Raw genomic sequence first — 24630 nt, 5'->3', positions numbered from 1 at the left:
CGGCGGCCAGGTCTGCCACCGACGGCGCGGGATCGCGGTAGCGGGGCTGGGGCCAGCAGCCGACGGGCCCGTTGCGGGCCGGTGCCACGGGCTTCAAGTTCCCCGCAACACCTCTGCCGCATTTCTGTGATCCGGAGCGCCAGCACTACCGTCGGTACACCCGTACAAGATCACTCGAGGATTGCAGACGGGTTCTGAACGGATCGCGACCATGCGGCGAGAGCTACATGACCCGCAGCGCGGTCACCCGCCCGCTGGTCGCCCTCCGCGTCCTCATCGAGGACCCGGCTGTGCGCGCCGCCGCCGACGCATGATCACGCTGACGTACGCGATCCGGCAGGCGATCCCCGCCCCCACGACCGACACCGACCGCCAGGCGGCCAAAGAGCGGCTCACCGAGGCCCGTGAGGCCGCGAAGGTCGCCCACGACGACTTCGTGAACACCGCCGCCCGCCAATGACGCCAGGCCCACCCGGCGGGAGCCCGCCCCACCCCCGAACAGGAGCCCACCCGATGAAGCGTCTCCCCTTCCGCCGACGCGGGACCGTACCCAGCCCCCTCTCCCCCCAAGGACCGCGACGTCGTTGACCAGTTCCGCGCGACGCTCACCACCCTGCGCAACTGGCAGCCCTGGACATCCGGCAGCGCCCAGGACATCGCCGTCAGGGTCGGCCCGTTCATCGAGCGCACACACACCCGGCCAGGCGACGACCACGGCCCCGACCTCATCGCGGTCGCCCTGGTCCACCCCGGCACCCCGCACGCCAGCGCCTACCTCCACGGCCGTCAGCTCGGCTATACCGAACGCGGCCAGCTGCGCTGCGAGACGAGCACGATCCTCGGCTTCTGGCAGCCCGGTTACGCGATGCTCACCCACGCCACCGCCGGCCTGTCCCTCCCTGACGACATCGGCATGAACCCCGCGCACTACGCCCTCTACATCGAGGCCCACAAACGCGACGGCGGCCGCGACGGTTACACCCTGCTGCGCGTCGGCCCGTACACCCAGACCCGGCACGCCCGGCAGGACCACGACCGGATCACCGCCGCGCTGGACGGCCGTGAGACCACCCTCGTGCCCGGCCACCGCATCCGCGTGCGGTACGCCCCGTTCGACGTCAACGACCACCAGCTGTTCGCCGACCCGTACGAGGCCGACGCCCTCGCGCTCCTGGACGCCGCCGTCGCGGGGGTGAGCGCGTGACCGCCCCGGCCCTGTACGAGATCGAGATCAGCGAGGGCGACGACGGCACCCTGCACCCCGACGAACACCTCTGGACACCTTGCTCCGGCGACGCCACGCGCAACGGCTTCATCGACCACCACGGTCTGTACATCTGCGGCATCGACCCCCCGACCGAGGACGACTACCCGGTCGGTTTCATCCTCCTCGGACATCACCGCTGGGCCGACATCATCGAGGCCGCCACCGCGTACATGAACCGCATGCACGGCTGGCGCGACTTTCACCTTTACCCCGGCGACGACCCCGCCGTGCTCATCCCCCACATTCCACGTGCGATCCATACACACGGCGTCTTCTTACGGCACCCGCACCCCGACTACCCCTGCGGATGCGCGTGGGACGACACTTGGCGCGTGGCGTGGGCCCCGGCCGAGGAGCCTGGCGCCGTCCCGGTCACCGCCATACGGCACCCGGCCGCTTCGGTAGCCGTCGCTGGTCTTCCCGATGCCGACCAGGGACCATTCGCGACTTGGGCGATGTGACATCTAACAAGGAGAGACGAAGGGCCCGTTTCGGCCGCACCATTGCGGCAGAAACGGGCCCTTCGTGCATTTGCGCGCCTGGTGATCGAGGCAATCAGTGAGTCTTCAACGGTGTTGAGTTGCTTGCGGCCTTCACAGCCCGGGGGGCCCGCAGCTGCGTCCGGGACCGGGTTCATCGCTCGTTCTAACACTGAGCCGACTCCTTCCTTCGACGTCCGGTACGCGTCGTCGACAGCGCCCGGCGAAGTCAACGTGCCTGAGGGGAGCAGTAGTTCGACTGGCGCTGGAGCAGAGCTTTACCGCGGTAAAGCTCCGAGGGAGAGCTTGTCGTTCGTGGTGTTCGGGAGGGTGCAGACGGCCAGCGGTGAAGGGAATACGTCCAGGACAGACCGACCTGATGGCCTCGAACTTGCTCGGGCGTGCGCCTCTCAGCGGGCCACTTATGACGGGAACGGGGTATAGAGCCTGCAAGTCGCCGCTATGGTCTGAGGCGAGGCGGGCAGGGCAGGGGGCGCTGATGCTGGACGTTGCGTTGATCGCACTGGCAACACGGGCTGCCAGTGCCCTGGTTGCCGCAGCAGGCACGGAGGCGTGGCAGAGCATGCGCCGGAGCCTGGCCGAGGTGATGGCCCGTCAGGACACTGCGCGTGAGCGTGTGACGCTCGAGCGGCTCGACCAGACGGCCGCGGCCCTGGCCACTGCGGACCCTGCGGACGTGGGACGTGAGGAGGCGCGGCAGTCTTCGGTCTGGCAGGCCCGTGTGGAGGACCTCTTCGAGCAGCAAGCGCCTGATGAACGGCTTGACAGCGCGGCCCGCCTTCGCGAGGTCTTGCAGCGTATCGACGCTCAGAGTCCGGCCGCACACCACACGGTAGCCGCATCAAGCTCTGTGATCGGTGCCGGCATCGCCCTCCAGACAGGAACAATTGGTGGGAACGTCACAATTGGTGGGAACGTCGTAATTGGCGACGTGCAGGGGCCCGTATTGATGGGGGGCCCTTGGAGAGGCGCGCCTGTAGCTGGACGCGACGTGAGTATGGCGGATGCTCCGGACGAGGCCCGAGGCGTCCAGAGCACGGGCGACTACGTCATGTACACACAGTCGGTTTCTCGTCGGTCGGTCACCTGGCCGGTCTGGGTGGGCCTGGTGCCCACGCAAGCTTCGGCGTTTCAACGCACCAGCACGGTCAGCGCTGTGGAAGCAGCGGGGACGGGGCCCGGCACTGTCCTGCTCGTCGGCCCTGGAGGGGTAGGCAAAACGCAGGCAGCCGCAGACTTCGCGCGTAAGGCCCAGCAGTCGAGCGCCGTGGACTTGCTGGTGTGGATTACTGCCTCTTCACGAGCCGCTGTGGTCGCCGGGTACGCGCAAGCTCAGGCCCTGATCAGCGAGGATCAGGACACGGAGGCCGAACAGGCGGCCAACCGGTTCTTGATCTGGCTGGCCAATGCCGCTCTGACGCAAGATCGCCTGCCGCGGCTCCGTGGCCCTCTGCGCTGGCTCATCGTCCTCGACGACGTGGCGAACCCGTCCGATCTGCGCGGCCTGTGACCGCCGGAGCATCCCAGTGGCCGTGTCGTGGTGACGTCCCGCCGCCGGGATGCGTCCTTACGGCACAAGGCCGACCGCATCGTCCCCGTGAAGCCGTTCAGCGAAGACGAGTCGCTGGCCTATCTCACCGAGCAACTCGCCGCGTCCGGACGCCAGGAACCGGAATCGGAGGTACGCCCGCTGGCCACAGAACTCGGAGGCCTACCGCTGGCGCTCAGCCAGGCCGCCGCGTACCTCGTCGATGCCGGTATCGGGTGTGGGCACTACCGCAGCCTGCTCTCCGACCGCGCCACGCACCTGACCGACCTCACCCCAGAGTCCGGGGCACTGCCCGATGACCAGACGACCACGCTGGCCGCCGCATGGTCGCTGTCCGTGGAGAGCGCTGACCGGATGCGGCCGGTCGGTCTGTCCCGGCCCATGCTGCGCCTGACCTCGCTGCTCGACCCGAACGGGGTACCCGAGGCCGTCCTGACCAGCCCACCTTCCCTTCACTGCCTTGCTGATCAGCGAGATGCTCTCACCTCGACTGCGGGCGAGCCGGTGACGGCGGCCGAGGCCGCCGGTGCGCTGCGTACACTGCACCGATTCAGTCTCCTCGACCACGATCCGGCGCACCCACAACAGGCCGTACGTGTGCTCAAGACTGTGCAGCGCACGACTCGTGAATCCCTGACCGCAGATGACCTGCACACCCTGGCCAGGGCGCTCGCTGACGCCCTTCTTGCTGTCTGGCCGCAGACCACGCGCGATCACGCACTCGTCCAGGCCCTGCGTGCCAACGTCGACACCCTCATCCTGCACGCCCAGCCAGGGCTTTACGCCGACGGTCGTGCCCATCGGGTTCTGTTCACGGCCGGGGAAAGCCTGGGCGAAGGCGGACAGGTCATGGCCGCGCGTGAGTACTTCGCGTCGCTGGCCACGGCCAATGCCCGCTACCTGGGGTCGGAACACGCCGACACACTGGCCGCGCTGCGGCGGCACGCCTACTGGCGAAGCGAAACCGGAGACGTCACCGGGGCACTCGACCTCTACGAACAACTGCTGGTGCGGTTGCGCGACAGCGTCGGACCGGACAGTCCGGAGACCATCTTCGCCCGCGCCGACCTTGCCTGGTGCCAGGGACGCCCGGGTGACATCACCCAGGCCGTGGCCACCTCCTCCGAACTGCTCAGCGACTTTCTGCGCGTACTGGGGCCCGACGACCCCGGCACGCTGACGGCCCGCCACAACCTGGCGTGGTGGCACGGCAAAGCCGGTGACATCACGGGCGCGGCCGCGGCAACAGATGAGCTGCTGCCCGAGTTCATCCGGGTGCTCGGACCTGATCACCCCGCCACACTGACCGTGCGCCACAGCCTGGCCCAGTGGCGCGGCGAAGCCGGTGATGCTCCCGGAGCCGCCGCGGCCTATGACGAACTCCTGACCCACATGCTGCGGGTGCTCGGCCCCGACCACCCCGCCACCCTGGCCGGCCGGCACGACCTCGCCTGGTGGCTGGGCCAGACCGGAGACGCCGGTCAAGCCGCCGACGCCTACGCCCACGTGCTCAGTGACCGAATCCGCATCCTGGGCGAGAACCATCCCGACACCCTCGCCACACGAGCCGACCTGGCCTGGTGGCGCGGACAGGCCGGAAACGCCCAAGAAGCGGCCCAAGAGTACAAACTCGTAGTCCGTGACCGTATCCACGTCCTGGGCGAGAACCACCCCGACACCTTCGCCGCCCGAGCTGACCTCGCCTACTGGCAAGCCATGGTCGGCGACACCACACAACGCGGCACACCCCCCAGCGACGATGACGGCACCGATACTCCCCCGGGCTGCCAGGTGGAACTGTTCCTCCTTGACGACACCCACCCCGGCGTCGAACAGTCCACCCGTATCACCCTGCGCGTGCGTCCTGACCCCGGACACCCCTGGGCTGTCTCCGATTCCCGGCGCCGACCCACGCTGGAAGTACTGGCCCTCACTCCGGGACCGGCCGACATCGAACCAGCACGGGCCTTCTACGACCACCGCACCGACCTGGAGTTCACCTTCACGCCCCGCCGGCCCGGGCGCCACATCATCCGGTTCACCCTGTACGAGAACGCCAGCGGAGCCGCTCTGCAGCAAGTGGAGACCGAACTGACCGTCACCGGATCCGACATCGACGCCGGACTGCTCGTCCCTACGGCAGAGCGCCGGCAGGGGTGAACCAGTGACCGCGCAACTGCCCGTACGGATCGTGCAGGACCCCAGCGACGGCTTCCGGCGACTGCCCCACGTAGCGATCGCCGAATACGACCTGCGCATCAGCTTCGACATCCTCAACGGCGGCCGACTGCAGGCCAGGATGTCCGGGCCCGCGCTGCCCACCCTGCGCGGCGGCGAACACAAAGCCGTCCTGTCCGCCAGCCCCGTCGAAGTCCGCTCCGCAGCCGCCCGACTGTGCCGACGCTGGAAGCAAGTCTTCGTCGACCACCAGCCCAAAGACGTCGCCGGCCGCCCGCAGCACAACCGGCATCGCCCGTATGCCACAGCCGCAGACCTGCGCAACGAACCCGAAGCCGAATTGACGGCGATCGTGGCACAACTGGCCCGCAGGGGTGCCTCAGTTCTCTTCGACGTGCTGTTCGGCGGCCACGACGAACAAGTCGAGATCTTTCGCAGCTACCTCGCGCTGATGCTGGCCAGTGAGAATCTGCGGATCCGCTTCGACTCCCGCGACCTGCACCTGCCCTGGCCCCTGCTGTGCCTCAAACCCCAACACCTCGCCCACACCCCGCTTCCGACCGCCCCCAGCAACGAACTCGACGCCCTCTTCGCCCGCTTCCTCGGCCACCGCCACCAGATCGAGCACACCGGCGACGCCGACCATCGGCTCTGGCTGCCCGCCCCCTCCCCCGGCCCCGTGGCGGTAAGCCTGAACCACAACCCCAAAATCGGCCTCAAGACCTGCGCCCCAGCCGTCGCGGCCCTCCTCAGCGACGGCACCCGCTGCAAGCCACGCACCACCTACGACGACCTCGCCCGAGACCTCGCCGAGGCCGACTTCGACGAACAGCTGATGTACTTCTGGGGCCACGGCGGGTTCGAGACCAACGGCACCGAACCCGCCCAGCTCGTCATCCGGCTCGGCGACGACATCCCCTTCGACGGCGACACGGTCCGCGAAGTCCGCGCCGACTACCGGCGCACCGGCACCTTCCACCCCTTCGTGCTGCTCAACGCCTGCCAAGCCGGCCACGCAGCGGGCGACGCCGACCGGGCCTTCCTCGGCCGCATCCTCATCGAATACGGGGCACAAGGGGTTCTCGGCCCGCAAATCGACATGCCTCAGGCCTTCGCCGCGGAATACGCCCGGGAATTCGTTTTACGCTACCTGCGCAGCGGCCCCGACGACACCGCAGGCCGCATCACCCACGACCTTGCCCGCCACTTCGCGGCAGCCTTCCGCAATCCCCTGGGCCTGGCATACGCCCTGCACTGCGGCATGGACGCCCGGGTCCGCGCAGCCACGAGAACGGACCCCAGCTCATGACACCAGGCCCGTCGAACACAGAAGTGGCTGCGATCGACCTCGACGAGACCGGCTGGCTGCTGGACGAAGACGACGGTGAGCCCCTAGCCGAACACGATCTGGCGCGCTATTTCACCGAACGGCTCGCGCCACCGGCCTGGGCCACCGACCTCATCGTCTACGTCCACGGCTGGCAGACACCGCCAGACTCGGCGTCCCGCGCCGCCGGGCGGCTGCAGGAATACGCCGAACACCTCGTCACCGTGCCGGGCCGCTACCCGCGCCTCACGCAGGAGGGCTACCGGCCCTGGACGCTGGCCGTACGCTGGCCGTCCTCCAGCCGCTTGAGCCGGTCCGGCTACGAGCGGATCCGCGACCGCGCCCACGCCATGGGCGCCCGCAGCGGCACCGGACATGCCGCACATGTCATCGGCCGGCTGCTCGGCTACCTGGATGCCGAACGACCCGACCCCACCGACGCGCCCGTCCTGGCCAACCGCGACGGCCAGTACCTGCACCTGGTCGGGCACTCCTTCGGCTGCCGCCTGCTGTGCGAAGCCGTGCAGTGGGCGGCCGAGGCTTCGCTGGGAGACACACTCAGCTGGAACCTCGCCGGACAACAGCCCTCGCGCCCCTTCACCGCTGACAGCATGCTGCTCTTCCAGATGGCTGCTCCCCTCGATGCCTTCGGTACCCTCTTTCCCTCCCTGCTCCCCGAGAAGGAGACAGCGACCGGCACCCCGCGAGACGGGGCACCGCTGCGCGGGCCGATCGTGAGCACCTTCTCGCGCTACGACAGAGCCAACGGCTTCTGGCACCTACAGGCGGAAGGCGAGCGCGGCATCGGCCATAGCGGCATGGCCCCTGTCCCCCTCGCACCGTCCAGGATCCGCATGCGGCCCACCGGCCAGCCCTATCCCTACGGCAGCCTTGACCACCGATTCGTGAGCGTGGACGCCTCCGACTTCTACGTACGGGGCAAGCGCCTGAACCCAGCAGGCTCGCACTCGGACCACTTGCGATCCGAGTCGGCGCACCTACTGTTGTCACTGGCGGACTGGTCACGCTGACGAGGCTGACACGACGGGCCAGCACAGCCCTGAGCACGACGCACTAGACGACGTGGCCACCAGCACACGCTCTGATCAGAACGCCCGAGGCCTCCTTGCTCAGTGGCCGCCTTTCGGCATGAAGCAGCCGCCCTCCAGGAACAGGCCGTTGACAGAGACCTGGTAATTCGTCGGTTGGGTGAACGCGGTGACACAGGCATCCTCGCCAACACGGAGAGCCACCTTGGCGCCTTCCGGTGTGACGTAATGGTCGGTCTCGAAGTACGAGTCGATCGCATACACGCTGAGGCTTCCGTCTCCGGAATCGCCACCGGGACCCTCAGCCCGGTAGCCGAGCTTGACCAGCGCTGCGCGGACCCTCCCCGGATCCCACACCTTGTTCTTCCAGAGCCGCTTGATGACGGGTTCGATGCGGGCGGCTTCTTTGCGAGCGGCCTGCTCGTCGGCGGCAGACATCTCCTTGGAGGCCTTGAACTTGTTGTTCTCGCGGTAGTGCGGAGCCCCGTCGTGCACGTCGGACTCTACGTTGCCCTTCGGCCCGAGGGGCGAACGCGTGGGTGTGGGAGAACGATCGGCCTCATGACTCTGGGCGGAGCCTGGCACCGTCTGGTCGGCGCGCTCCTGACCGCACGCCGTCAGGACCAAGGCGGTACCCAGGTAGAGCGCTGCGGCGGTACCCCGGGATATCTGCATGGACAGAACTCTGCCACCACTCCCCCTCCAGCTGCCTGCAGTCTCCCGCCAATCCACGGACGGCATCAAAGACCAGACGTCTCAACCCGACCGAGACTCCACCGGCCGCTGAGAGACCGGTCGGGAGGAGCTGCGGTCATGCCGTCCGTACCGACATGCGCCGCCGCCCGGCTTTACCGCGGTAAAGGTCAGCCCTCGTGACGATTGCCACGGGGCCGCCGAGCCGGTACTCGGAGGCGGTCTTTACCGCGGTAAAGACCGGAGACTGCGCGAGAGGCCACATGCTTGCTTGGTGCTGGACTGTCGTGCAGGGCAGGTCGCGCGCTTTGCCGCGTACGAGTAGCGAGACTGCGGGTGCGAAGAGAAGTGGTGCTAGCCGTTGCGCCAGGGGTCCAGCGGCGGACGGCGTGCGGCGGTGTGCCAGAGAATGCAGGCAACCAGATGGATGTTCCCGAGCCGTATCCGTCGACCACACGTGCTCTGAGCTGGACCGACTACCTCGCTGCCTGCACGAACAACGACGCGAAGCCGCCGGAGAGATTCTGCAGGGCCAGTGGCGGGGCCATCCGCGAGAAATGCTGCGACATCTCGATGCGGCAGGCCCGACAATCGTTCAATGACTGCCGAGAATCCTTGCCTCATCCTCCAAGTTGTCGTTCCTGATTCTCCGCGCAGGGGCGCAAGCGTGGAAGTCCGACCGCTGGTCGACGGTGAGGACGTCTTGGCCGAGGTATTCACGGACGGCCGGGGCGAAGATCCCAAGTACCTCCTGCTGCCGGATGGCCCTCTCACAGCTGGTCCTGAGCCGCACGAGGTGCGGCTGGCCGAGGCGACGTGTACCGAAGGGTGCTGCGGCGCTCTCTACGTAACCATCCGGCGCGACGGCGACCACGTGATCTGGAGCAAGTGGCGCAACCCCAACAAGGACAACGTTGACCTGCCCGAGTTCCGGTTCGTTGCTCAGGAGTACCAGGCAGAGGTAGAACGAGCTGTTGCAGACCACAGCTGGGAGTGGCCAGCACGCACCGTTGCCCGGCTGCTGGAGCTGGACCTCAGAGAGCGCGCCGACTGGCTCGGACGATGGGAATGTGAACTTGCCGGTGTGTCCGCCTGGCTTTGGAAGCCCGACCAGATCAACCTCTTCCTCTTCCATCCGGGCCGCTCTGCCATCAGGGAAAACCGCCCATGGCTCCAGTTTCGGATGGTGCTCGACGTCTCCTACGGCGATCCTGCAAGCCAGGCCGAGAGACTTGCTGCGCAACTCACGGCGAGTGACCCACGTCAGACAGCTGAGGTCTGCGGCGGATCCCAGAAGTACGCTGGACAGCTTGGTTACGCGTGTCCGCAGCGGCGGAGGACCTGAACGCAAGGAACACCGCATCCCGACAAGAACAGCGAAGGGTTGGAACACCGCCTCGCACCAGTACCTGCACTGCGTCAGGCTCTGTCACGGTCGCTGCCATGAAGCGCCCGGCCGCCGCCGTGACCGCTGTCGGGCTTCCTGACCCCGACGAAGGCGCGCCCGCGTCCTGGCCCCCTCGACAACAACCGAAGGCCCGGCGCCCCGCGAATACGCGGGGCGCCGGGCCTTCGGTTGTTGTACTGCAGTGGCCACAAACACCGGGACAGGTCAGTTTTTCCTAGCCCTTGTCGTCCTCGGAGGCTTGAAGCAGCCAAACCAGCCGGTTCCGGTTCTCCTGCGACATGTGCTTACGGAGATGATGGTCGAACCAGAGCGGATCGCTCCACGGAAGGGCGGGAATCTCGGTGGTCTCCGTCCCTGTCCCGCCCGAACGAGGCGGGGGTGGCGACGTTGCTTCGGCGGGGGAGCCTGGTGCGACCTGGGCAGGCACGGCAGCGCCTGCCACCGCCTCCGCTCCGTCGTTAGGCTTTACCGCGGTAAAACCCCCAGGGTCAGAGGCCTGACCTCCGGTCGATCCGGGGTTCTTTACCGCGGTAAAGCTTCCAGATGGTTCGGTACGTCCGGACGACGGCTCAGCGACGCCGCCTCGTACGGCCTTCTTCCGTGCAGGCCGCGGCTGTGCCTTCTCCTCCTGGCGCTGGCTGGTGCGCTTCTCCCACGCGGCGATCTGCTCATCGGCAGGGAGCTTCACCAGCGGCCGGGTCTCTCGTACAGGAAGCTCTCCGGAGCTGACGAGGGCTTGCAGCTCCGGGGCGAGGTCCAGCAGGTACATCTGCTGGGTGACCCAGCCCGCTGACTTGTCGTAGTACTCGGCGACCTTCGCCTTGCCGCCCAGTTCTTCGACCATGGTCTGGATACCGAGCGCCCGCTCTATCGGATCCAGGTCCTCGCGGTCGTCGTTCTCAGAGAACACCGCGTCCAGGAAGTCGGCGCGCGACTTGGCGATGTCGTCGTCGACGACGACATCGAGGGTCGGCAGACCAGCGGCCCTGGAGCCGCGGAAGCGGCGCTCGCCGTTGGCGAGCACGTAGTGTGCAGTCCCGCAGTTGTCTGCCTCTCCCGGCCACAGCGCCAGGTATGCCTCCCGCGTGACGGCGACAGCCGGCTGCAGCTGCTTCTTGCCCAGCCTCAGCCCGAACTCGCGCAGGTCCTGATCGCTGCCGAAGTTCCGGCGCGGGTTGAAGCGGGTCGCCACCAGCTGCTCGAGAGGCAGGGCCCGCAGTCGGCTGTCCGGCGCTCCGGTCGTCGGCGCCCCGGTTGTGGCGGCAACGGCCTGTCGGCGTGCGCTGACACCCCCGCGGGCCCTGCCGAAGGACGCCCCGGTCCCTAGCTGGTCGGCTACGCGGCTGCTCATGAAATCTCCCTGGCCAGTGCGCGCATGGTGGCTGCCTGCTCGCCGCGCGGGGCGAAGGACAGCAGGGGCTGCTTGAGTCGCACGGCTTTGCGCTGGTCTGTCAGGTCGCCGATGACGGCGACCACCTTTGGATCCTTTATGTCGATCCATGCCTCGAGCGAGGACGTGGCGATGAAACCGCGGCGCGGGTCGTACAGGTTGACGACGATGCCGAGGTAGTCGACCTCCACGCCCATGTCGTCGCGGAGGTCCTCGATCTGTGTGATGAGGAGGTCGTAGGCGTCGGCGCTGCTGTCCTCGGCCTGCACCACGATGAGGGGCCCGGAGCTGCCGGTGGTCTCCTCGTCGCGGCGGCGCCCGTAGTAGATGGCGGCGTCCATGCTGAGGCCGAGGCTCGGTGGGCAGTCCACGATGATCTCGTCGTAGAGCGGTTCGATCGGGGCCAGGGCTCGCTCCAGCGCGGCTTCCCGGAACCGGACCTTGGACAGCGCGACGTCGAGGAGGAAGCCGTCCTGGCAGCCGGGCAGGAGATCCAGGCGACCGCCGTAACGGTCGTCCTCGATCGGCACGATCAAATCACGGATGTCGCCCTTGGCCTCCCCCGACATGTGCTTGCTCAGGCTGTCGACGTCCGCGTCCATCGGGATCTCGTCCCGGCCGAGCTGCTTGGTGAGATGACGCTGCGGATCGAAGTCGACCAGCAGGGTGCGCCGTCCAAGGCCGGGAAGGCTTTCGATATCCAGGGGATCGTCCTGGGCGCTCTGGTTGAGCTGCGCGGCAAAGTGCCGGGAGATCTGTACCGGATGCAGAGCGTCAGGGTTTTCGGCGAAGGCTTCGCCCAGGCCGGCCGTGACCGCGGTCTTGCCCACGCCGCCCTTCTGGTTGCAGACGATGCGCCGCCTCGGGTGCTTGGCGCGCTGGACACTGGGAGCCGGGTTCCGCTCCAGCCACAGCTGTACTGACTGGGCGAGGCCCTGAGTCAGTGACACTCGGCGGTCGGCGGCGGTCTGCCGGAACTCGTCCCACTGGCCTGGGGGGAGGAAAGTGGAGAAGGAGTCGGCTCCGGCGGTATCGACGGTGCCAGGTGTTGAAGCCAGGGCCATCCATCCGCTGATGCCCTGCTCGACTGCTGCCTGGATCTCGATTCCGTGCTGGGCTGCTCGGACTTTCAGGTTCTGCCGGAGCCATCCCGGCAGCTTGGATACGACCTTCTCGCGGTCGCTGGAGGTGGCTGGAGAACTCATGGGGGCTACCTTACTAACGTTCAACATCAACAACTGCAACGACACGTTAGGAAGATGCTGCCGCAGGGGAGTTCGGCGGGCTTTACCGCGGTAAAGCTGCTGTCCATAGTGCAATGCATATGGGCAAAAGGGGTAACCCGCGTCAGGGTGGGACTTGGAGATGCTGTGGGGTGGCGTCGCCGTTCATGGCACTCACGGTGTTGAAGCAGACCGCTGAGGATGGGGGACCGGTTCACTCGGTGACGGTCGAGGCGATAACAGCCAGCAGGGCCATAGCCGTATGCCGGACCCTCTGGTGGCTCGGAGTACCTCACTGTGCGCTTCAGCCAACCGACTGCGCCGGGCCGGTGGCCTGCCAGCTAACTGACGAGGCCTGCATGAGCGCGCCGCTCAGTTGGCGGGACGCTGTCGACGGCAGGACCCGAGCTGCGGTGCCCGTTGACCCTGCTCGTCGCCCGGGCTGCGCGGATCGCCGGACTGGCGGCCGCGGAGCAGCGGTGCTTGCCCGTTCTTCGACTTCCGTCTCCACCTCGACTGCCTGCACCTCTACTTCGAGGTCCGTGCGCTCGCCGAAGGCGGCTAGCTGCTCGCGAGCCTTTCCGGTTCCGCTTACTGACCTGTCCTGCTCTGCGGTACCTCATCAGAGAGCTCTCTACTGTGCTCGTTGCCCGCTTTACCGCCGTGTTCGTCGTTGCCGTGCTGTTCGAGCGCGGGGGGAGCCTGGCTGATCTGGCGGTGCCTGCGTGTGTCAGTGCTCTGGAGACGGTGAGTGGGGCCGCCGACTGTAGAGAGATCCTCGCCCAACTGCCGCACCGGCAGGCCCAGGTCCTACTGCTGACCGCGGACGGCTGGTCCGACTCGCAGATCGGGGACCAGCTCGGCCTGTCCGCAGCCACCGTACGCTCGCACCGTCGGCACATGGAGAAGTTCTGCAGCGAACGGTTCCCTCGACACGATCAGTGTGATGCGGCGGGTCGTGGCCATCTGCTCGGGGACCGTTCCTGAGTGTGGACGAGCACGTCGTCGAAGAGGGATAGGAACCCTTCCGCGGACACGGACATCTCTCGGCTGGCCTTCACCATGGCGCGGGTTGCCTTCTTGGCCGCCACCTTGCGCAGGTACGCGTCCGGGTTCGCCATCCACCCGATCCGCGGCCAGTTCCGCACCGCCGACACCATGGTGTCCTGGACGACATCCTCGGGGTAGCGGCCGACGGTCAGCCAGGAGTAGTCACGGAAGGCCTTACGTACGAGTGCGATGAGCCGCACGCGGTGCTCAGCGAAGAACGTGGTGAGGTCCTTGAGGGGGACCGAGTCCTCGACCCACTCGAAAGGCACCCCGTCCACGAGGCCTTACTCCGAGCCAGGGGCGGTCTTCTCGGCATTCGCGACCTCCTTGTCGATGTCCTTCGTGTCGATGACAGCAGTCCGGCTCTTGGCGAGCGCGGCGGCGGAGAGCCCATGACCTCGGTGAACTACCGCATCTGCTCAGCACTCAGGTACCTGCTGGAGGTAATGAAGCGGAAAGAAGCCCGGACTGCTTCGCACCGGGCTGCGGTGAACGACCTTCGGTGTCAGGGCCTGGCCGTCGACGGCGGCCGGACGCCGGCCGGTGAGGAGACCCGCTTGCCCACGAAGGACGGTCTGGCCGCCGCTGCGATCGACCTGGACCGCGAGATAGATGAGATGGGCAGCATGCTAAAGAGGCGGTTTGCTCCGGCGCCTCGCACCTGATGACGGTGAACGAGACGGTCACCGCTGCCGCTCCGAAGCCGAACCTTGCCCGGGTCGCGGGGGAGCCGGCCGAAGCGGTCGCAGCCGCGCAAGCCGCTGTCGACCGCCCGTCGGGATCGGCGCCCTCGCCTCCTACGCCACGGAGGTCGCGCTCCCGGTGAAGGGCACCTGGCGGCTACCACTCCTACGACCGCTGCATCCCGAACGTGGCGACCACGCTGGAGGAATTTGGCTACCACGGTCCGGCCGACGCCGCCCCCTCTGGCCAGACCTGCCCCGGTCGGCATCCATCCTCACACCCGTCGAGGACCCCGACACGATAGCCGAGCAGTACGCGTGAGCCTTCCGGACCCAGCACCCTCATGTACGCCTCGGACTTGTCCCAGCACTACGTGGAACCGAGACGCCCGCCACCGATGCCCAGACCGGCTATTCAAACCACGACACCGACACGTTCTCCGCCGTCGCCTACGACCGGGAAGAGCGCTTTGGCGCCCACGCCATCGGCACTGCCCCCTGCACCTCAGCGTTGCAGCACCAGCAGATCATCTTGAGGACGCATGCTCACCGCCGTCGAACACTTCGCCTTTCCAGACGACGTCTGGCTGCCCGCCTGCTCCAATGCGGTCGCTCACGCCGACCAGATGATCGACCTGGTGAATGATCATTGTTCGGGCCCCTGGGGAAAGTCAGTCTCACCAGAGGGCCCGTCAGCTCACCGTTCGCTAGTAGGTCAGAGGAAAGCGCCAGAAGGCCCCGAGCTTAGGATCGTTCCTGGTGAATTAAATGACGATCCATCAGGTTTTTTGCGTGTCTGCCTTCGTGGCTCCGGGGGAGTGGCCACCGTGCTTTCTAAAGGCCTGGCCGCGCATCGGCGACTGTGTGACGGGCGCAAGAGACTTTGTACAGCACATGCACCTGTGGGGGCGGCTCTTCCCGCCCAGGGTCGGTGCATCCTCGGCCCCTGGGGGGCCTGCGGTGAACCGATGGGGCCCGCGGATGTGGGGCGACTGCGGGAGGACTGAGGGAATGCAAGGACGCAGTGGCCTAGGCCAGTCGTGGCCGATGGAGACATACGTGGCGGCCAATCCGTCGACAGCGGCTGCGTCGTGGCGTGCTTTCGTGGGCTGAGCGAGGGGAGGGTGACACAAGACTTTCAGCCGATCGGTAGGAGGGGCAGCGCTGAGTAGGCCAGCAAAAAAGCAACTGGCCGATGATGCCGCACGGCAGGCTCGAGGGGGGACGGTGTCCGTAACGGGTTGCCGGAACGGAAGGCTGTCCTACTTGTATAAGAGGGCGCAAGACCTAATCAGGCTCTGACCTGCAGAAACGTTGTTGAGCACCGGTTCTCAGGATCTTGCACCCAGTTCTGGACATCGTGCACCGGGTTTCCAGGATCGCGGGACACAGATCCGTGAGCCGCGGTACCCATGCTGGGGGATCTGGGACCACGGTTGTAGGAGCGGACCAGATTGACGTGACGTTCATCAGCAGCGGTCTTGTTCCCCTGCATCACTGGCTGCGGCCAATCACGACGGGTAGAGCGACATGCCCGGAGGCGTGCTTCATGAACTCCGCGCTCATGTACGTTAAGTTCATCAAGTCGGCCTCACGGTCGTGATGATGAGCACCTAGGCAAAGCCCAGTGATGGAGGGCCCGTTGGGAGCAGTACGCAGACTGGTGGACGCCGACACCGGCGAAGCTGTCCCCTATGCGCCCTATGCCTTCTCGGGCGGCCACACTCAGGTCGACAAAGCCAGAGTGGAGGCGATCACGGAGAGCAAGGACTTCACGCCGAGTCAGAAGTTTCTGGTGCTGTGGTGGATCGGAGTCTCGCCTGAAGGCATGGCGCCACTCCGGGCTACCGGCGCGGACATCGCTAAACGGGTCGGGATGACCGCCGACGCCGTCGGCAAGATCAACCGGAAGCTGCTCAAGAGGCGCATCCTGATCGAGCGCGGCCGCATCGGCAACTACAGGCTCTACCGGATCAGCCCGTACATTGCCTATCACGGGCCCGGGATCGAACAACGGGAAGCGATCAAGACCTGCAACCCGCCGGACATCCCCGGCTTCGACAACACGACCCCTGCGCTGTGGGAGGCCCAGTGAACAACGACGACAAGCAGAAGCTCCTGGACGTCCTCCACCGCACCTCCGGCATGACCGCCAACCAGCGCCTGATCGTAATGCTCTACGCGATGCACCCCACCGACCGCGCCGGTGCCGTCATCGAGACCGGAGCGAACCTGGCGAAACTCGTCGGCATGTCGCCCACGGTGTTCTCCCGGACCCGGCGCCAAGTCGTCGAGGCCGGCTGGCTCGACGAGTCGGAACGTCTCGCCCACATCAGCTACTACCGTCTCAGCCCCAAAAGCACCGGCGAAGACGTCGTCGTCCCCCTGCGCCGCGCAACCTGAGCGGTTTCGAAGACCACAGCTCATGTACGTGAGGTCAATGAGGGAAGTTTCCGGGAACGCCTCTCATTGACCTCACGTACATGAGGATCCCTGGCGATGATAATCACCACCCTGGCCGCTGGTGGGGGAGCAGCGGCACGTAGATGTGCGCTCTTTGACGGTAGAGTCGTCTACAGGCGGTCTTCGGAGTATGTGAGGCGTGTGTGACTGGGCGACCGCGCAGCGATTCGCACGGCCGCCGTCAGCTCTCGTAGAGGGCGCGCATCGCGTCGTAGAACTCGCCCAGCCGAGCACAGCGACGACAACCTCCTCCCTCGAGACCGTTTGAGTCTGGTAGCGCTCGGCCGGAATCCCGTCCCGGTACTCAGTGAGGGAAACAGCGATGAGCTCGCCAGCTATCGCGACCAAACTCGCCCACTCCGATCGTGCGCTCGACCACGCTGACCTCGTTCGGCGATGACCGGGCGGGATGCCGCGGAGTGCCGCACGGAGGACGCTCCGCCGAGCTGCGCCAGACTCTGCTCGTCGGTGGCCGTCGCTTCGAAGGGGGGCCTGTCGTCTGCCGCGCTGATCGGCGCCATGCATGTGCAGGGGACTGCTAGGGCTGCTCGCGGGTTTGCGACCAGGGAGGTGGCGTCGCGCTGTTTTGTTCGGGAGGGTTCGGTGGGCGGCCCCAGTCGAGGACATGAAGGCCTGTGATGTGGATGAGGCTGGCGTCGAGTTGGAGGAGCTGGATGGGGGATTGACCGTGTCTGCGCAGCCATTTGAGGCGGCGTTGCTGTTCGGCTTGGCTCAGTGTGTGCCAGTGGTCGTAGTGGATGCCGGGGGCAACGCCGGGGTTCTCGCGGGCCCAGGCGCGCACGAGGGTGATTTCGTCCGGTGCGCTGTGCAGGGTGATCAGGGCCCAGGCGGTGTCGTACGTCAGCGTCGGACCGTGTCGGGCCATGAGGCGGCGGGTGCACAGCTGGCGCACAGGTGCCAGGAGCCAGCGTGCAGTGTGGAGGTTCATGCCGGTGTGCTCCCGGGATCGTGAGGGCGGTGCCGGAGGGCGGCGGCAGTGGTCAGGTGGTGGTGGCCCAGGATCGTGAGGGTCTGGACGAGGGCCTGGACGAAGACCTCGCGCTGCTGCGGGGTGTGCAGGGTGGTGACGAGGTCGTCGGTGAAACGCCGGATGTCACCGCGTAGGTCGTCGTCCTGCGCTGCTCGCGGCGCAGGCAGCCCCTCCAGCGCCTGCGCCAGGTTGTCGAGGTCGTTGAAGCGGTCGGGGAATTGGGCCATCCACCACACGCGGCGTAGGTTCGGGTCGGCGAGCACCCGCTGCAGTTGGGCTAGGCGGTGCAGCTCCTCGCCGTGTTTGAGGTCTGCTGCCTGCTGCCGGCGGGCATGTTCTTCGGCCAGGGCACGGTCCGCTGCCGCGACGCTCAGCTCGGCCGTGCTGCTGACCTCCATCCCGGGCATGGGGCAACCGCTCTGTGTCAGGGCTGAGTTGATGGCGTCGTTAGCCGCTGCGAGATCCAGAACGGAGTGCTGGCACAAGATTCCCGCGGCCTGCCGGCGCAGGTGCTCACGCGCCGACATCGCCGGGTCGCCCTGGCCCGTGTCACCAGGATGCGTCCACTGCCAGCTCCCGGTAATGCGGACGGTGAAGCGGACAGTGCTGATGCGGCTGGCCATCCGCTCGTCGCTGAGCACGAGCGGATGAGCCGTTCCTGGGCCTGCCGTACCTGCTGCGAGCTGGGCCGATCTGCTGCGCCAGCGCAGCCAACTCACGCCGTCACTGTGGCACCGTCACCGCCGGACCGCGCCCGGACGCTGGGGCTGGCAGGGGAGGCCACCTCGGAGATTAGCTGGGCGAACAGCCGAGCGCGCCGGGCCCGTCCCAGGTCGGAGCTGTCGGGCGAGCCCACCAGCAGGCCGGAGGGGCCTTCTTGGCCCAGATAACCGCGCAGCACCTGTGCCGCCAGGGGCAGGACCTGGTCGTCCTGGAGTTTGGGCGAGTCCAGCCAGGCCGCCAGATGCTGGTACGCCGCCTGCGCTGCCGTGGGCTCCTGCAGGGCCGCGCGCCAGCCGCGGACGAACAGCTGACCGGCCAGCACATCGGGAGCTTCGAGGGCCTCGCCGTTGCTCTCTTGGTTCGCGGGCAGCGGCAGGAGAATATCGCGGGTGATGTCGGTCAGGGACAGAAACGTGCCCGCTCCGGCCTTTCGAATGGTGCTGTCGCTGGATTCGGCCCATTTCACGATCTCCGACAGCACCAGGACGCGTGGCTCGGGAGCGCTTCCCAGGGTGCGCACCGCGTCGGCTACGGCGTCGCGGGCCTGGGCGTCATCGCGGGAGGCCAGCAGCCGCAGCCGGGTCAAGGCGACCCGGGGATACCGCTGGCCCAGCTCGCCCGCGCAGACCGTGGCGACCGCGGCCATCAACTGTTGGCTGGTTGTCTTCTGCTGGGCCCAGTCGTACAGCTGCTTACGTACGGCGACGCCGGCGACTGGATGGAGCGCCATGGTCTCCAGGATGTGGATGGCAAGCTGACGGTGTGCCACACGGTCGGTCTCGATCCACCGCCTGGCCACGAACAGCACGGTCGAGCCGCCGGGCAGCAACGACAGCGGGACTAGACAGTCAGCGATGCGCTGCAGATGCCGAACGGCGATCTTGTTAGGTGCGCTGATCTGGGAGGCCCACTCCAGCAGCACGGGCCGCAGCTGAGGCCGCTGCCGCCACACGTATTTCAGCGCAGCTGCGGACAGCCCACGTTGCTTCTTCTCCAAGGAGATGCCCTCGTCATCCGTGTACGAGGCGTCGATTGCCTTCAGCCGCTTGTCCAGGTCACGGCCGGACAGCGCACCGCCCAGCGGCAGTTCACCACCGACTTGCGTGAACAGCTGGTCTGCGGCCGCTAGTACGACGGCGGACGGAGCTCCATCCAGCAGGGCGGCCGCGATCAGCAGCGCGCGCTCCTGCAGGTCTCCCGACGCGCAGTGCCGCTCGAACCAGGTTTCCAGATGATTCTGCCAGTCGGTGAATTGCTCGCCGACTGCCGACTGGCCGTCGTCCTTGGCCTCGGCGATGAGCCGGGCCAGCCGGGCGCCGTCGGATGCTGGCGCCTCGCGGGCGAGCAGGTCGTTGAGCGGATCGTGCGTCAGCCAGTCCATCCGGCCAGCAGCGAGGTAGCGCAGATGGGCCTCGACGACCTTTGCGGCCGAGGGGCGCGCGAGGTGCACGGTCGGCACGGTCGCGAGGGTCCTAGGGTTCCAGCCGTTCGGATCGACCAGGATGACCAGAACGGCGTCGGCGGCCTGTGCCTGCTTCTGGTAGTCGACAAGCCCGGTGTAGAAGTCCTCCGACAGATCGCGGTAGTCCGTCAGGTCCAGGATGCAAGCGCGCCCCTCGGCGTGGGGGATCTGCTCGATGCGCGGTTGGTCCCAGTCCAGGACCAGCCAGCCGATCTGCTTCCTGGGCACCCCCGCTTTGCGCAGGGCATGCAGCGCAGCAGTGCGCCGTCCCGTGCCGGCCTCCCCGCACAGCACCAGGACGTGGCTCTTGCCGTAGGGGCGGCTGAGCATACTGATGGCCTGCGCCACTTGGCCGGATCCCTGCGGCCCGGCAGGATCAACGAACGCGTGCTCTGCAAGGTCCAGTTCGCCGTCGTCGACACTGGCGCTGCGCAGGTACTGCCAGCCCCGGACGTACTGGTGGTGGTGCTCTTCGTAGTCGCCGGCGACCTGGGTCACCTGTGCCTGGCCGGACGCTTCGATCTGCTGCTGCACCGCCGCGGTGCCCTCGGCGTCGGTCATGACTGCTCCTGGCTGGGGACGTAGTCACGGCCGACCTGGATCAGCCGGGCCTTGCCACTGGCCTTGCCTTTCTGGCGTACGGTCCCGCTGCTTCCGTTCGTGGTGGTGCCCTTTGTACTGCGCTCAGCGGCCTGGCGGGGACGGCCCTCGGGTACGGCGCCGTTGTCCTGCGTGAGGTAGGGGGTGAGTACCGAAGGAACCAGCCCGGGGACGAAGAGCCAACAGGTTTGCTCGAAGCCCGGCTTGCCCTCGACGCGGGCGATGGCCCGGTGGAAGTGCCGCTCCTTGGAAGCCGGCGTACGGCCCGCGGCGACCGTGCGGCCAAAGACGGTGTCCGACACCACGGCAGCCAGCAGCACTCCGTGGTCCACCGCGGCGGTCATGGCCCGGCGGGCCACGTCACTGTCGACCAGCCGGCAGGCGTCGTTGGCCGCGTCCCCCCGGTGGTCCGGCGGTGCCAGGGGACCGACGTGCACGCTGGCTCGCAGCCGGATTGTCGGTGCGCTGGCCAGCCGGGTCTGCTCGCGCCGCTCGAGTGCCTGACCAAGGTGGATGAGGAGCGGATCGATCAGCCGTGCCACGTGCCGGGTCGGCAGCACGAAGATGGCGCCGTCTCCACGGTCCTTGACGGTGCCGAGCAGCGTCGCGTCGCCGATCCCGCACTGAGCGAACACCGTCGTCAGCATGCTGTCCAGATCGGCCCGCGCGGGCGCCATCTTCGCCTCGGGGAGCTTGCTGTACTCCTTCATGTCTACGGTCAACAGAGCGCGCTCCGGCGGCACATCGGCGAGGTCGGACGGGACGAGAGAGGGCATGAGGCAGCAGCCTTTCCATCGTGTCGGGTAAGTCCGAGTGGGTGTGCTGCCTCATGCTGGACGTGCCTAGCTGCCAGCGGTGCCCAGTGCTGGGCACCGCGCCGGTGTGGTCGGTCACGTCTGCGCGTGAGCGTGTGACTGGATCGATGTGATGTCGCGGATGATGAGTCCGCCAGCGGCCTCCGTGGCGAGCCATCCCTGCTCGCGCCACGGTTTCAAGGCTGTTCCCACAGCGTTGCGGGACGCGCCGATCAGCTGTGACAGCTCCAGCTGCGTCAGTCGCACGAGGCATTCGGCGCCGCCAACCGACGCGGCCTGGAGCAGCCGTCCCAGCGCCGAAGCCAGACGCACGGGCACGGCCGAAGTGGCCATCTCCAGGCGTACGGTCTCCGCTTCGCGTACCCGTGCGATGGCATGACGCAGCAGCGCGGCCTGCAGATCGTGGCGGTCCACGAAGGCCAGAAAGTCAGGGGCCGGGATGATGTGCACCCGGCAGTCCTCCGCGGCGATGACCGATGCGGTGCGAGGCGCGTTGTCCAACACCGCCAGCTCGCCCAGCAGTTCACCTGCGCCCCGTACCGCCAGCAGCGTCCGTTCGCCATGCGATCCGGTGAGCGTGATCAAGGTTGATCCGGAGACCAGCAGGATGACGTGGGTGCCCGGATCCCCCTGCCGTAACAGCACGCTCCTGGCCGGACGCACACGGAGCGGAGCCAGCTGACACAACTGTGACCAAAGATCATCACCGATGACCGAGACATGCGGCTGATACATACACCCCCCGAATGTGGTGCCCGTCACGCCACGATGTTCTCAAGCGGTGATGTATAAGCTCAATAAGCCAATTCCGGCCATGCTTACGGCAATTATCGTGAGATCCACCGCCCACTTCACCGCACGGAACTTCCGTGCCGCCAGGCTGGAGTACAGCGCCAGCCGCTCCGCCTCCGCCCACGCGCGCTCATCGGAATTCATCACTGCGAACGCCGCCAAAGCATTCCCAAGCCCAGCCTCTTCTCGAACAGCACTTGCGAAAATCCGGAGCTCACCGCCGCGTGGTACGACTGGGCGGATCGCAGACAAGGCCGCGAGGAGCGCCGCTCCCAGGAGGACCGCGACACACGCCAAAACTGTCACAGCCAGCCAACCAGACCTCGACACACTTGACAGCGCAGCGGCATCCACCGCCAGCAGGCCGCCGGTCACGCCACACAGCGTCGTTGCCTTCGTATCTGCCCGTTGCACTTCCACGAACATCCCCGCCGCTGCATCCGCGAGCTGCCCACAGCCCGAACAATCGGCCGGAGCGAAGCCCTCACCGGTGTCAGGCACGTCATCCTCCTACGCATCCTTGGCTGTGCGCCGCTGTATTCGTGCTCCTCACCGTGCAGGAACCACATCCACTCCAGGGCCCACCACAGGGCATCACTCAAGCCGAACCCGTCACAGCCGACGTACTACGCAGGGCACTCGCCCGGACCCCGGCGACGCGCGTGGGCCCGGCTCAAGGAAACCGCGCCACAAACGTGCAGATCCTGATGTCCGCCCACGAGGTCGGGATCTTGCCGAAGAGGCCCGCCACATCACAGTGCTCACCGAGGGCCGCATCACCTTCACCGGCATCACCGGCGACTTCCTGGCTCATGCGCCCGACGACGCCTCTTCCGCACGCCGAGCGGAAGTCGCGTACACCGTCATCGCAGCCCGCGCCCCTCACTGAACAGCACATACAAGGCGGGGATCGACATCCAAGACTGCCATTGATCACATCGGACGTCATCTGTCTGCGGCCGAACGTCCGCCCAGCCCCTAAACAAAGCGATACTGCATCCGCTGGACGTCTCGCCTGCCGATTGTGCGGATGGCAGCAAGAGAGACGATGCCCGAAGCCGGGACGCAGCTACGCCGAACTGGTCGGCGGGCCGCTGGACGGATTGCTGCTCGACATCACCGGCTAAGGCCGGAGGAGGTCGACGACGGTGTCTCCCTCCTCACGGAGCTCGGGCAGTTCGGGCCCGGAGGCCGGGCGCTGTACGACCCGCGCCCCGGCGATCCGGCCCGCTGGGACTGGGGCGGCGACAGCCCCTAACAGCCTGCCGCTCGGTCGGGTGAAGACACCGCAAGGGCGGAACTCTCCCCGGGCGGCCGGGCGTAGTGCCGTACATGAACCCGATCAACGAGGTCCACGTGAGTGAGCCGGGTCTGGTCGTCGTCGACGTCGCGGCCGCCGACGCCGAAACCGCCCTGGCCTTCCAGCAGCTGCTCGCCGACCGGTGGGCGACGGCGACAGCGGAGCACACGACCCGCGACGCGGGCGAGCCCGGTGTACGGCTGCGCTGCTACCTGGACTTGAACCAGCCGCTCGATTCGTAGTGTGTGCCGCCGGCGCTTCTCCAGTTACTTCTTCCGGATGCTGTCGCTGGATATCCAGTGGACCAGGATCGCGGCGGTGTGCACGGCCGTTTCTGCAGCCTCCAGGGTCACAGGAGCACTGGTGGGTCCTCCCTCGTGGCGGTCCCGCTGTCCGTGCCAGAGCAGGCTGACGATCGCGACGATCGCGTCAATGTCTGCGGGCGCCCCCGTCTTGTCGGCGATGACCATCTCGTACTTGTGCCGTCCCTGATCCAGATGGGCGCGCACCTTGCCGAGGGTAGGCTCCGGTGCGTTGGGCAGGAAGAGCGGGTTCGCGACGGCCTCAACGGCCTTGATGGCACGCGAGTAGGCGGCGCTCGGGTCGGGCTTGATCCCGTACGCCTCGGTGAAGGCCGCACGGAGATGATTGGCCGCCGTGTCTGCCTTCGAAGCCCCCGCTTCTACGGCCTTGTCATAGGTGGCGTGGAGCGTCTCGTCCATCCGGCGCTCGAGCCCGCTGCCGTCTTCGGAGACTGTGAAGGCGGAGTCGCCTTCGCGCAGGATGCCCTCCAGCTGGCGGACGTACGAGGCGGCCGTTTGGATGTGCTGCCAGGCGGCCCCCTGGAGCGCTTGCTGCACGCATCCCAACGTCGCGTCGATGACCTCCAGGCGCAGCATCGGGTTCTTCGGGTCATCGAGAACGGCCAGCTCGGCGTAGGGGTCGCGGGCCTTGAGGATCCTGGACGGCAGCTTCAGCCGCACAGCTACGGGCTGCGCCATGTCGTAATGGCTCAGAACGTCGTACAGCCATTCACGGATGGGCACGTCGAGGTGGTCGGGCACACCCTCCGTCCACAGCGGCTCCGGCTCGGTCTTCCCCGTAAGACGGTCAGTCAGCCGTCTCCATTTGCTGGTCACACAGCGACTGTGGAAGGCCCGTGATGAG

The 24630-nt window shown here is 67.1% G+C and carries 25 protein-coding genes and 1 pseudogene; 14 read left to right on the top strand and 12 right to left on the bottom strand.

Features of this window, described 5'->3' with window-relative positions:
* Nucleotides 1-310 precede the first annotated feature (310 nt).
* From ACH4DX_RS34385 to ACH4DX_RS34355, 7 genes are all read left to right on the top strand, one after another.
* Entirely contained in the window at nt 311-460 is a 150-nt protein-coding gene (locus tag ACH4DX_RS34385) for a hypothetical protein (RefSeq protein WP_398157978.1), read from the top strand.
* Nucleotides 461-865: 405 nt separating this feature from the next.
* Nucleotides 866-1204 carry a hypothetical protein gene (locus tag ACH4DX_RS34380; protein WP_398157977.1) on the top strand — a complete coding sequence of 113 codons (339 nt, stop codon included), beginning with the start codon at nt 866-868 and terminating at the stop codon, nt 1202-1204.
* A complete protein-coding gene (locus ACH4DX_RS34375) occupies nt 1201-1728 on the top strand; it encodes a hypothetical protein (protein ID WP_398157976.1) in 528 nt (175 codons plus the stop codon). Before ACH4DX_RS34380 ends, ACH4DX_RS34375 begins: the two co-directional genes overlap by 4 nt.
* 517 nt (nt 1729-2245) lie before the next feature.
* On the top strand, nt 2246-3277 hold the full coding sequence (locus tag ACH4DX_RS34370; RefSeq protein ID WP_398157975.1) for an NB-ARC domain-containing protein: 1032 nt from the start codon (nt 2246-2248) through the stop codon (nt 3275-3277).
* Nucleotides 3278-3364: 87 nt separating this feature from the next.
* Nucleotides 3365-5476, top strand: a complete 2112-nt coding sequence (locus ACH4DX_RS34365) for a tetratricopeptide repeat protein (RefSeq protein WP_398157974.1) — start codon at nt 3365-3367, stop codon at nt 5474-5476.
* A 4-nt stretch (nt 5477-5480) separates the two neighbouring features.
* Nucleotides 5481-6803: a hypothetical protein gene (locus tag ACH4DX_RS34360; RefSeq protein WP_398157973.1), complete on the top strand. Its 1323-nt coding sequence runs from the start codon at nt 5481-5483 to the stop codon at nt 6801-6803.
* Nucleotides 6804-6826: 23 nt separating this feature from the next.
* On the top strand, nt 6827-7852 hold the full coding sequence (locus tag ACH4DX_RS34355; protein ID WP_398157972.1) for a hypothetical protein: 1026 nt from the start codon (nt 6827-6829) through the stop codon (nt 7850-7852).
* Nucleotides 7853-7951: 99 nt separating this feature from the next.
* Here ACH4DX_RS34355 and ACH4DX_RS34350 read toward each other — a convergent pair whose 3' ends face one another.
* Nucleotides 7952-8545 (bottom strand): hypothetical protein, encoded by a 594-nt coding sequence (locus ACH4DX_RS34350; protein WP_398157971.1) that lies wholly within the window; start codon nt 8543-8545, stop codon nt 7952-7954.
* A gap of 616 nt (nt 8546-9161) precedes the next feature.
* Here ACH4DX_RS34350 and ACH4DX_RS34345 point away from each other — a divergent pair.
* The gene (locus tag ACH4DX_RS34345) at nt 9162-9908 is read left to right on the top strand and encodes a hypothetical protein (protein WP_398157970.1); all 747 of its coding nucleotides are present in this window, start codon (nt 9162-9164) and stop codon (nt 9906-9908) included.
* 277 nt (nt 9909-10185) lie between these two features.
* On the opposite strand, the gene ACH4DX_RS34340 is transcribed toward ACH4DX_RS34345, so the two are convergent.
* Nucleotides 10186-11322, bottom strand: coding sequence for a ParB/RepB/Spo0J family partition protein (locus ACH4DX_RS34340; RefSeq protein WP_398157969.1), 1137 nt, complete (start codon nt 11320-11322; stop codon nt 10186-10188).
* Nucleotides 11319-12566 (bottom strand): ParA family protein, encoded by a 1248-nt coding sequence (locus ACH4DX_RS34335; RefSeq protein WP_398157968.1) that lies wholly within the window; start codon nt 12564-12566, stop codon nt 11319-11321. The genes ACH4DX_RS34340 and ACH4DX_RS34335 overlap by 4 nt, the downstream gene beginning before the upstream one ends.
* Before the next feature lie 657 nt (nt 12567-13223).
* On the opposite strand from ACH4DX_RS34335, the gene ACH4DX_RS34330 reads away from it, so the two are divergent.
* Nucleotides 13224-13571 (top strand): LuxR C-terminal-related transcriptional regulator, encoded by a 348-nt coding sequence (locus ACH4DX_RS34330; protein WP_398157967.1) that lies wholly within the window; start codon nt 13224-13226, stop codon nt 13569-13571.
* On the opposite strand, the gene ACH4DX_RS34325 is transcribed toward ACH4DX_RS34330, so the two are convergent.
* Nucleotides 13523-13912 (bottom strand): RNA polymerase sigma factor, encoded by a 390-nt coding sequence (locus tag ACH4DX_RS34325; protein ID WP_398157966.1) that lies wholly within the window; start codon nt 13910-13912, stop codon nt 13523-13525. The genes ACH4DX_RS34330 and ACH4DX_RS34325 overlap by 49 nt on opposite strands.
* Nucleotides 13913-14026: 114 nt before the next feature.
* Between ACH4DX_RS34325 and ACH4DX_RS34320 the strand changes: the two genes are divergently transcribed.
* From ACH4DX_RS34320 to ACH4DX_RS34310, 3 genes are all read left to right on the top strand, one after another.
* Nucleotides 14027-14299, top strand: a complete 273-nt coding sequence (locus ACH4DX_RS34320; RefSeq protein ID WP_398157965.1) for a hypothetical protein — start codon at nt 14027-14029, stop codon at nt 14297-14299.
* A gap of 1660 nt (nt 14300-15959) precedes the next feature.
* Nucleotides 15960-16412, top strand: a complete 453-nt coding sequence (locus tag ACH4DX_RS34315) for a MarR family transcriptional regulator (protein WP_398157964.1) — start codon at nt 15960-15962, stop codon at nt 16410-16412.
* Nucleotides 16409-16720, top strand: coding sequence for a replication initiation protein, RepL2 (locus tag ACH4DX_RS34310; protein ID WP_398157963.1), 312 nt, complete (start codon nt 16409-16411; stop codon nt 16718-16720). Before ACH4DX_RS34315 ends, ACH4DX_RS34310 begins: the two co-directional genes overlap by 4 nt.
* Before the next feature lie 598 nt (nt 16721-17318).
* Here ACH4DX_RS34310 and ACH4DX_RS34305 read toward each other — a convergent pair.
* From ACH4DX_RS34305 to ACH4DX_RS34275, 7 genes are all read right to left on the bottom strand, one after another.
* On the bottom strand, nt 17319-17729 hold the full coding sequence (locus tag ACH4DX_RS34305; RefSeq protein ID WP_398157962.1) for a hypothetical protein: 411 nt from the start codon (nt 17727-17729) through the stop codon (nt 17319-17321).
* The gene (locus ACH4DX_RS34300) at nt 17726-18412 is read right to left on the bottom strand and encodes a hypothetical protein (protein WP_398157961.1); all 687 of its coding nucleotides are present in this window, start codon (nt 18410-18412) and stop codon (nt 17726-17728) included. The genes ACH4DX_RS34305 and ACH4DX_RS34300 overlap by 4 nt, the downstream gene beginning before the upstream one ends.
* 74 nt (nt 18413-18486) lie before the next feature.
* Complete coding sequence (locus ACH4DX_RS34295; protein ID WP_398157960.1) at nt 18487-20517, bottom strand: hypothetical protein; 2031 nt, start codon at nt 20515-20517, stop codon at nt 18487-18489.
* Nucleotides 20514-21266 (bottom strand): hypothetical protein, encoded by a 753-nt coding sequence (locus tag ACH4DX_RS34290; protein ID WP_398157959.1) that lies wholly within the window; start codon nt 21264-21266, stop codon nt 20514-20516. The genes ACH4DX_RS34295 and ACH4DX_RS34290 overlap by 4 nt, the downstream gene beginning before the upstream one ends.
* 180 nt (nt 21267-21446) lie before the next feature.
* On the bottom strand, nt 21447-22133 hold the full coding sequence (locus ACH4DX_RS34285) for a Crp/Fnr family transcriptional regulator (RefSeq protein WP_398157958.1): 687 nt from the start codon (nt 22131-22133) through the stop codon (nt 21447-21449).
* A 12-nt stretch (nt 22134-22145) separates the two neighbouring features.
* Nucleotides 22146-22664 (bottom strand): Pycsar system effector family protein, encoded by a 519-nt coding sequence (locus tag ACH4DX_RS34280; RefSeq protein WP_398157957.1) that lies wholly within the window; start codon nt 22662-22664, stop codon nt 22146-22148.
* Nucleotides 22665-22836: 172 nt separating this feature from the next.
* Nucleotides 22837-22977, bottom strand: coding sequence for a hypothetical protein (locus ACH4DX_RS34275; protein ID WP_398157956.1), 141 nt, complete (start codon nt 22975-22977; stop codon nt 22837-22839).
* A 208-nt stretch (nt 22978-23185) separates the two neighbouring features.
* Between ACH4DX_RS34275 and ACH4DX_RS34270 the strand changes: the two are divergent.
* Together ACH4DX_RS34270 and ACH4DX_RS34265 are read left to right on the top strand one after the other, a co-directional pair.
* A pseudogene (locus ACH4DX_RS34270) lies at nt 23186-23421 on the top strand (hypothetical protein).
* A gap of 74 nt (nt 23422-23495) precedes the next feature.
* The gene (locus ACH4DX_RS34265) at nt 23496-23705 is read left to right on the top strand and encodes a DUF6207 family protein (RefSeq protein ID WP_398157955.1); all 210 of its coding nucleotides are present in this window, start codon (nt 23496-23498) and stop codon (nt 23703-23705) included.
* Between the two features lie 24 nt (nt 23706-23729).
* On the opposite strand, the gene ACH4DX_RS34260 is transcribed toward ACH4DX_RS34265, so the two are convergent.
* On the bottom strand, nt 23730-24602 hold the full coding sequence (locus tag ACH4DX_RS34260) for a hypothetical protein (protein WP_398157954.1): 873 nt from the start codon (nt 24600-24602) through the stop codon (nt 23730-23732).
* Nucleotides 24603-24630 lie beyond the last annotated feature (28 nt).

Source organism: Streptomyces sp. NPDC017940 (assembly GCF_044328435.1).
Classification (GTDB): Bacteria; Actinomycetota; Actinomycetes; order Streptomycetales; family Streptomycetaceae; genus Streptomyces.
This window is presented reverse-complemented; position numbering and strand designations above follow the sequence as displayed.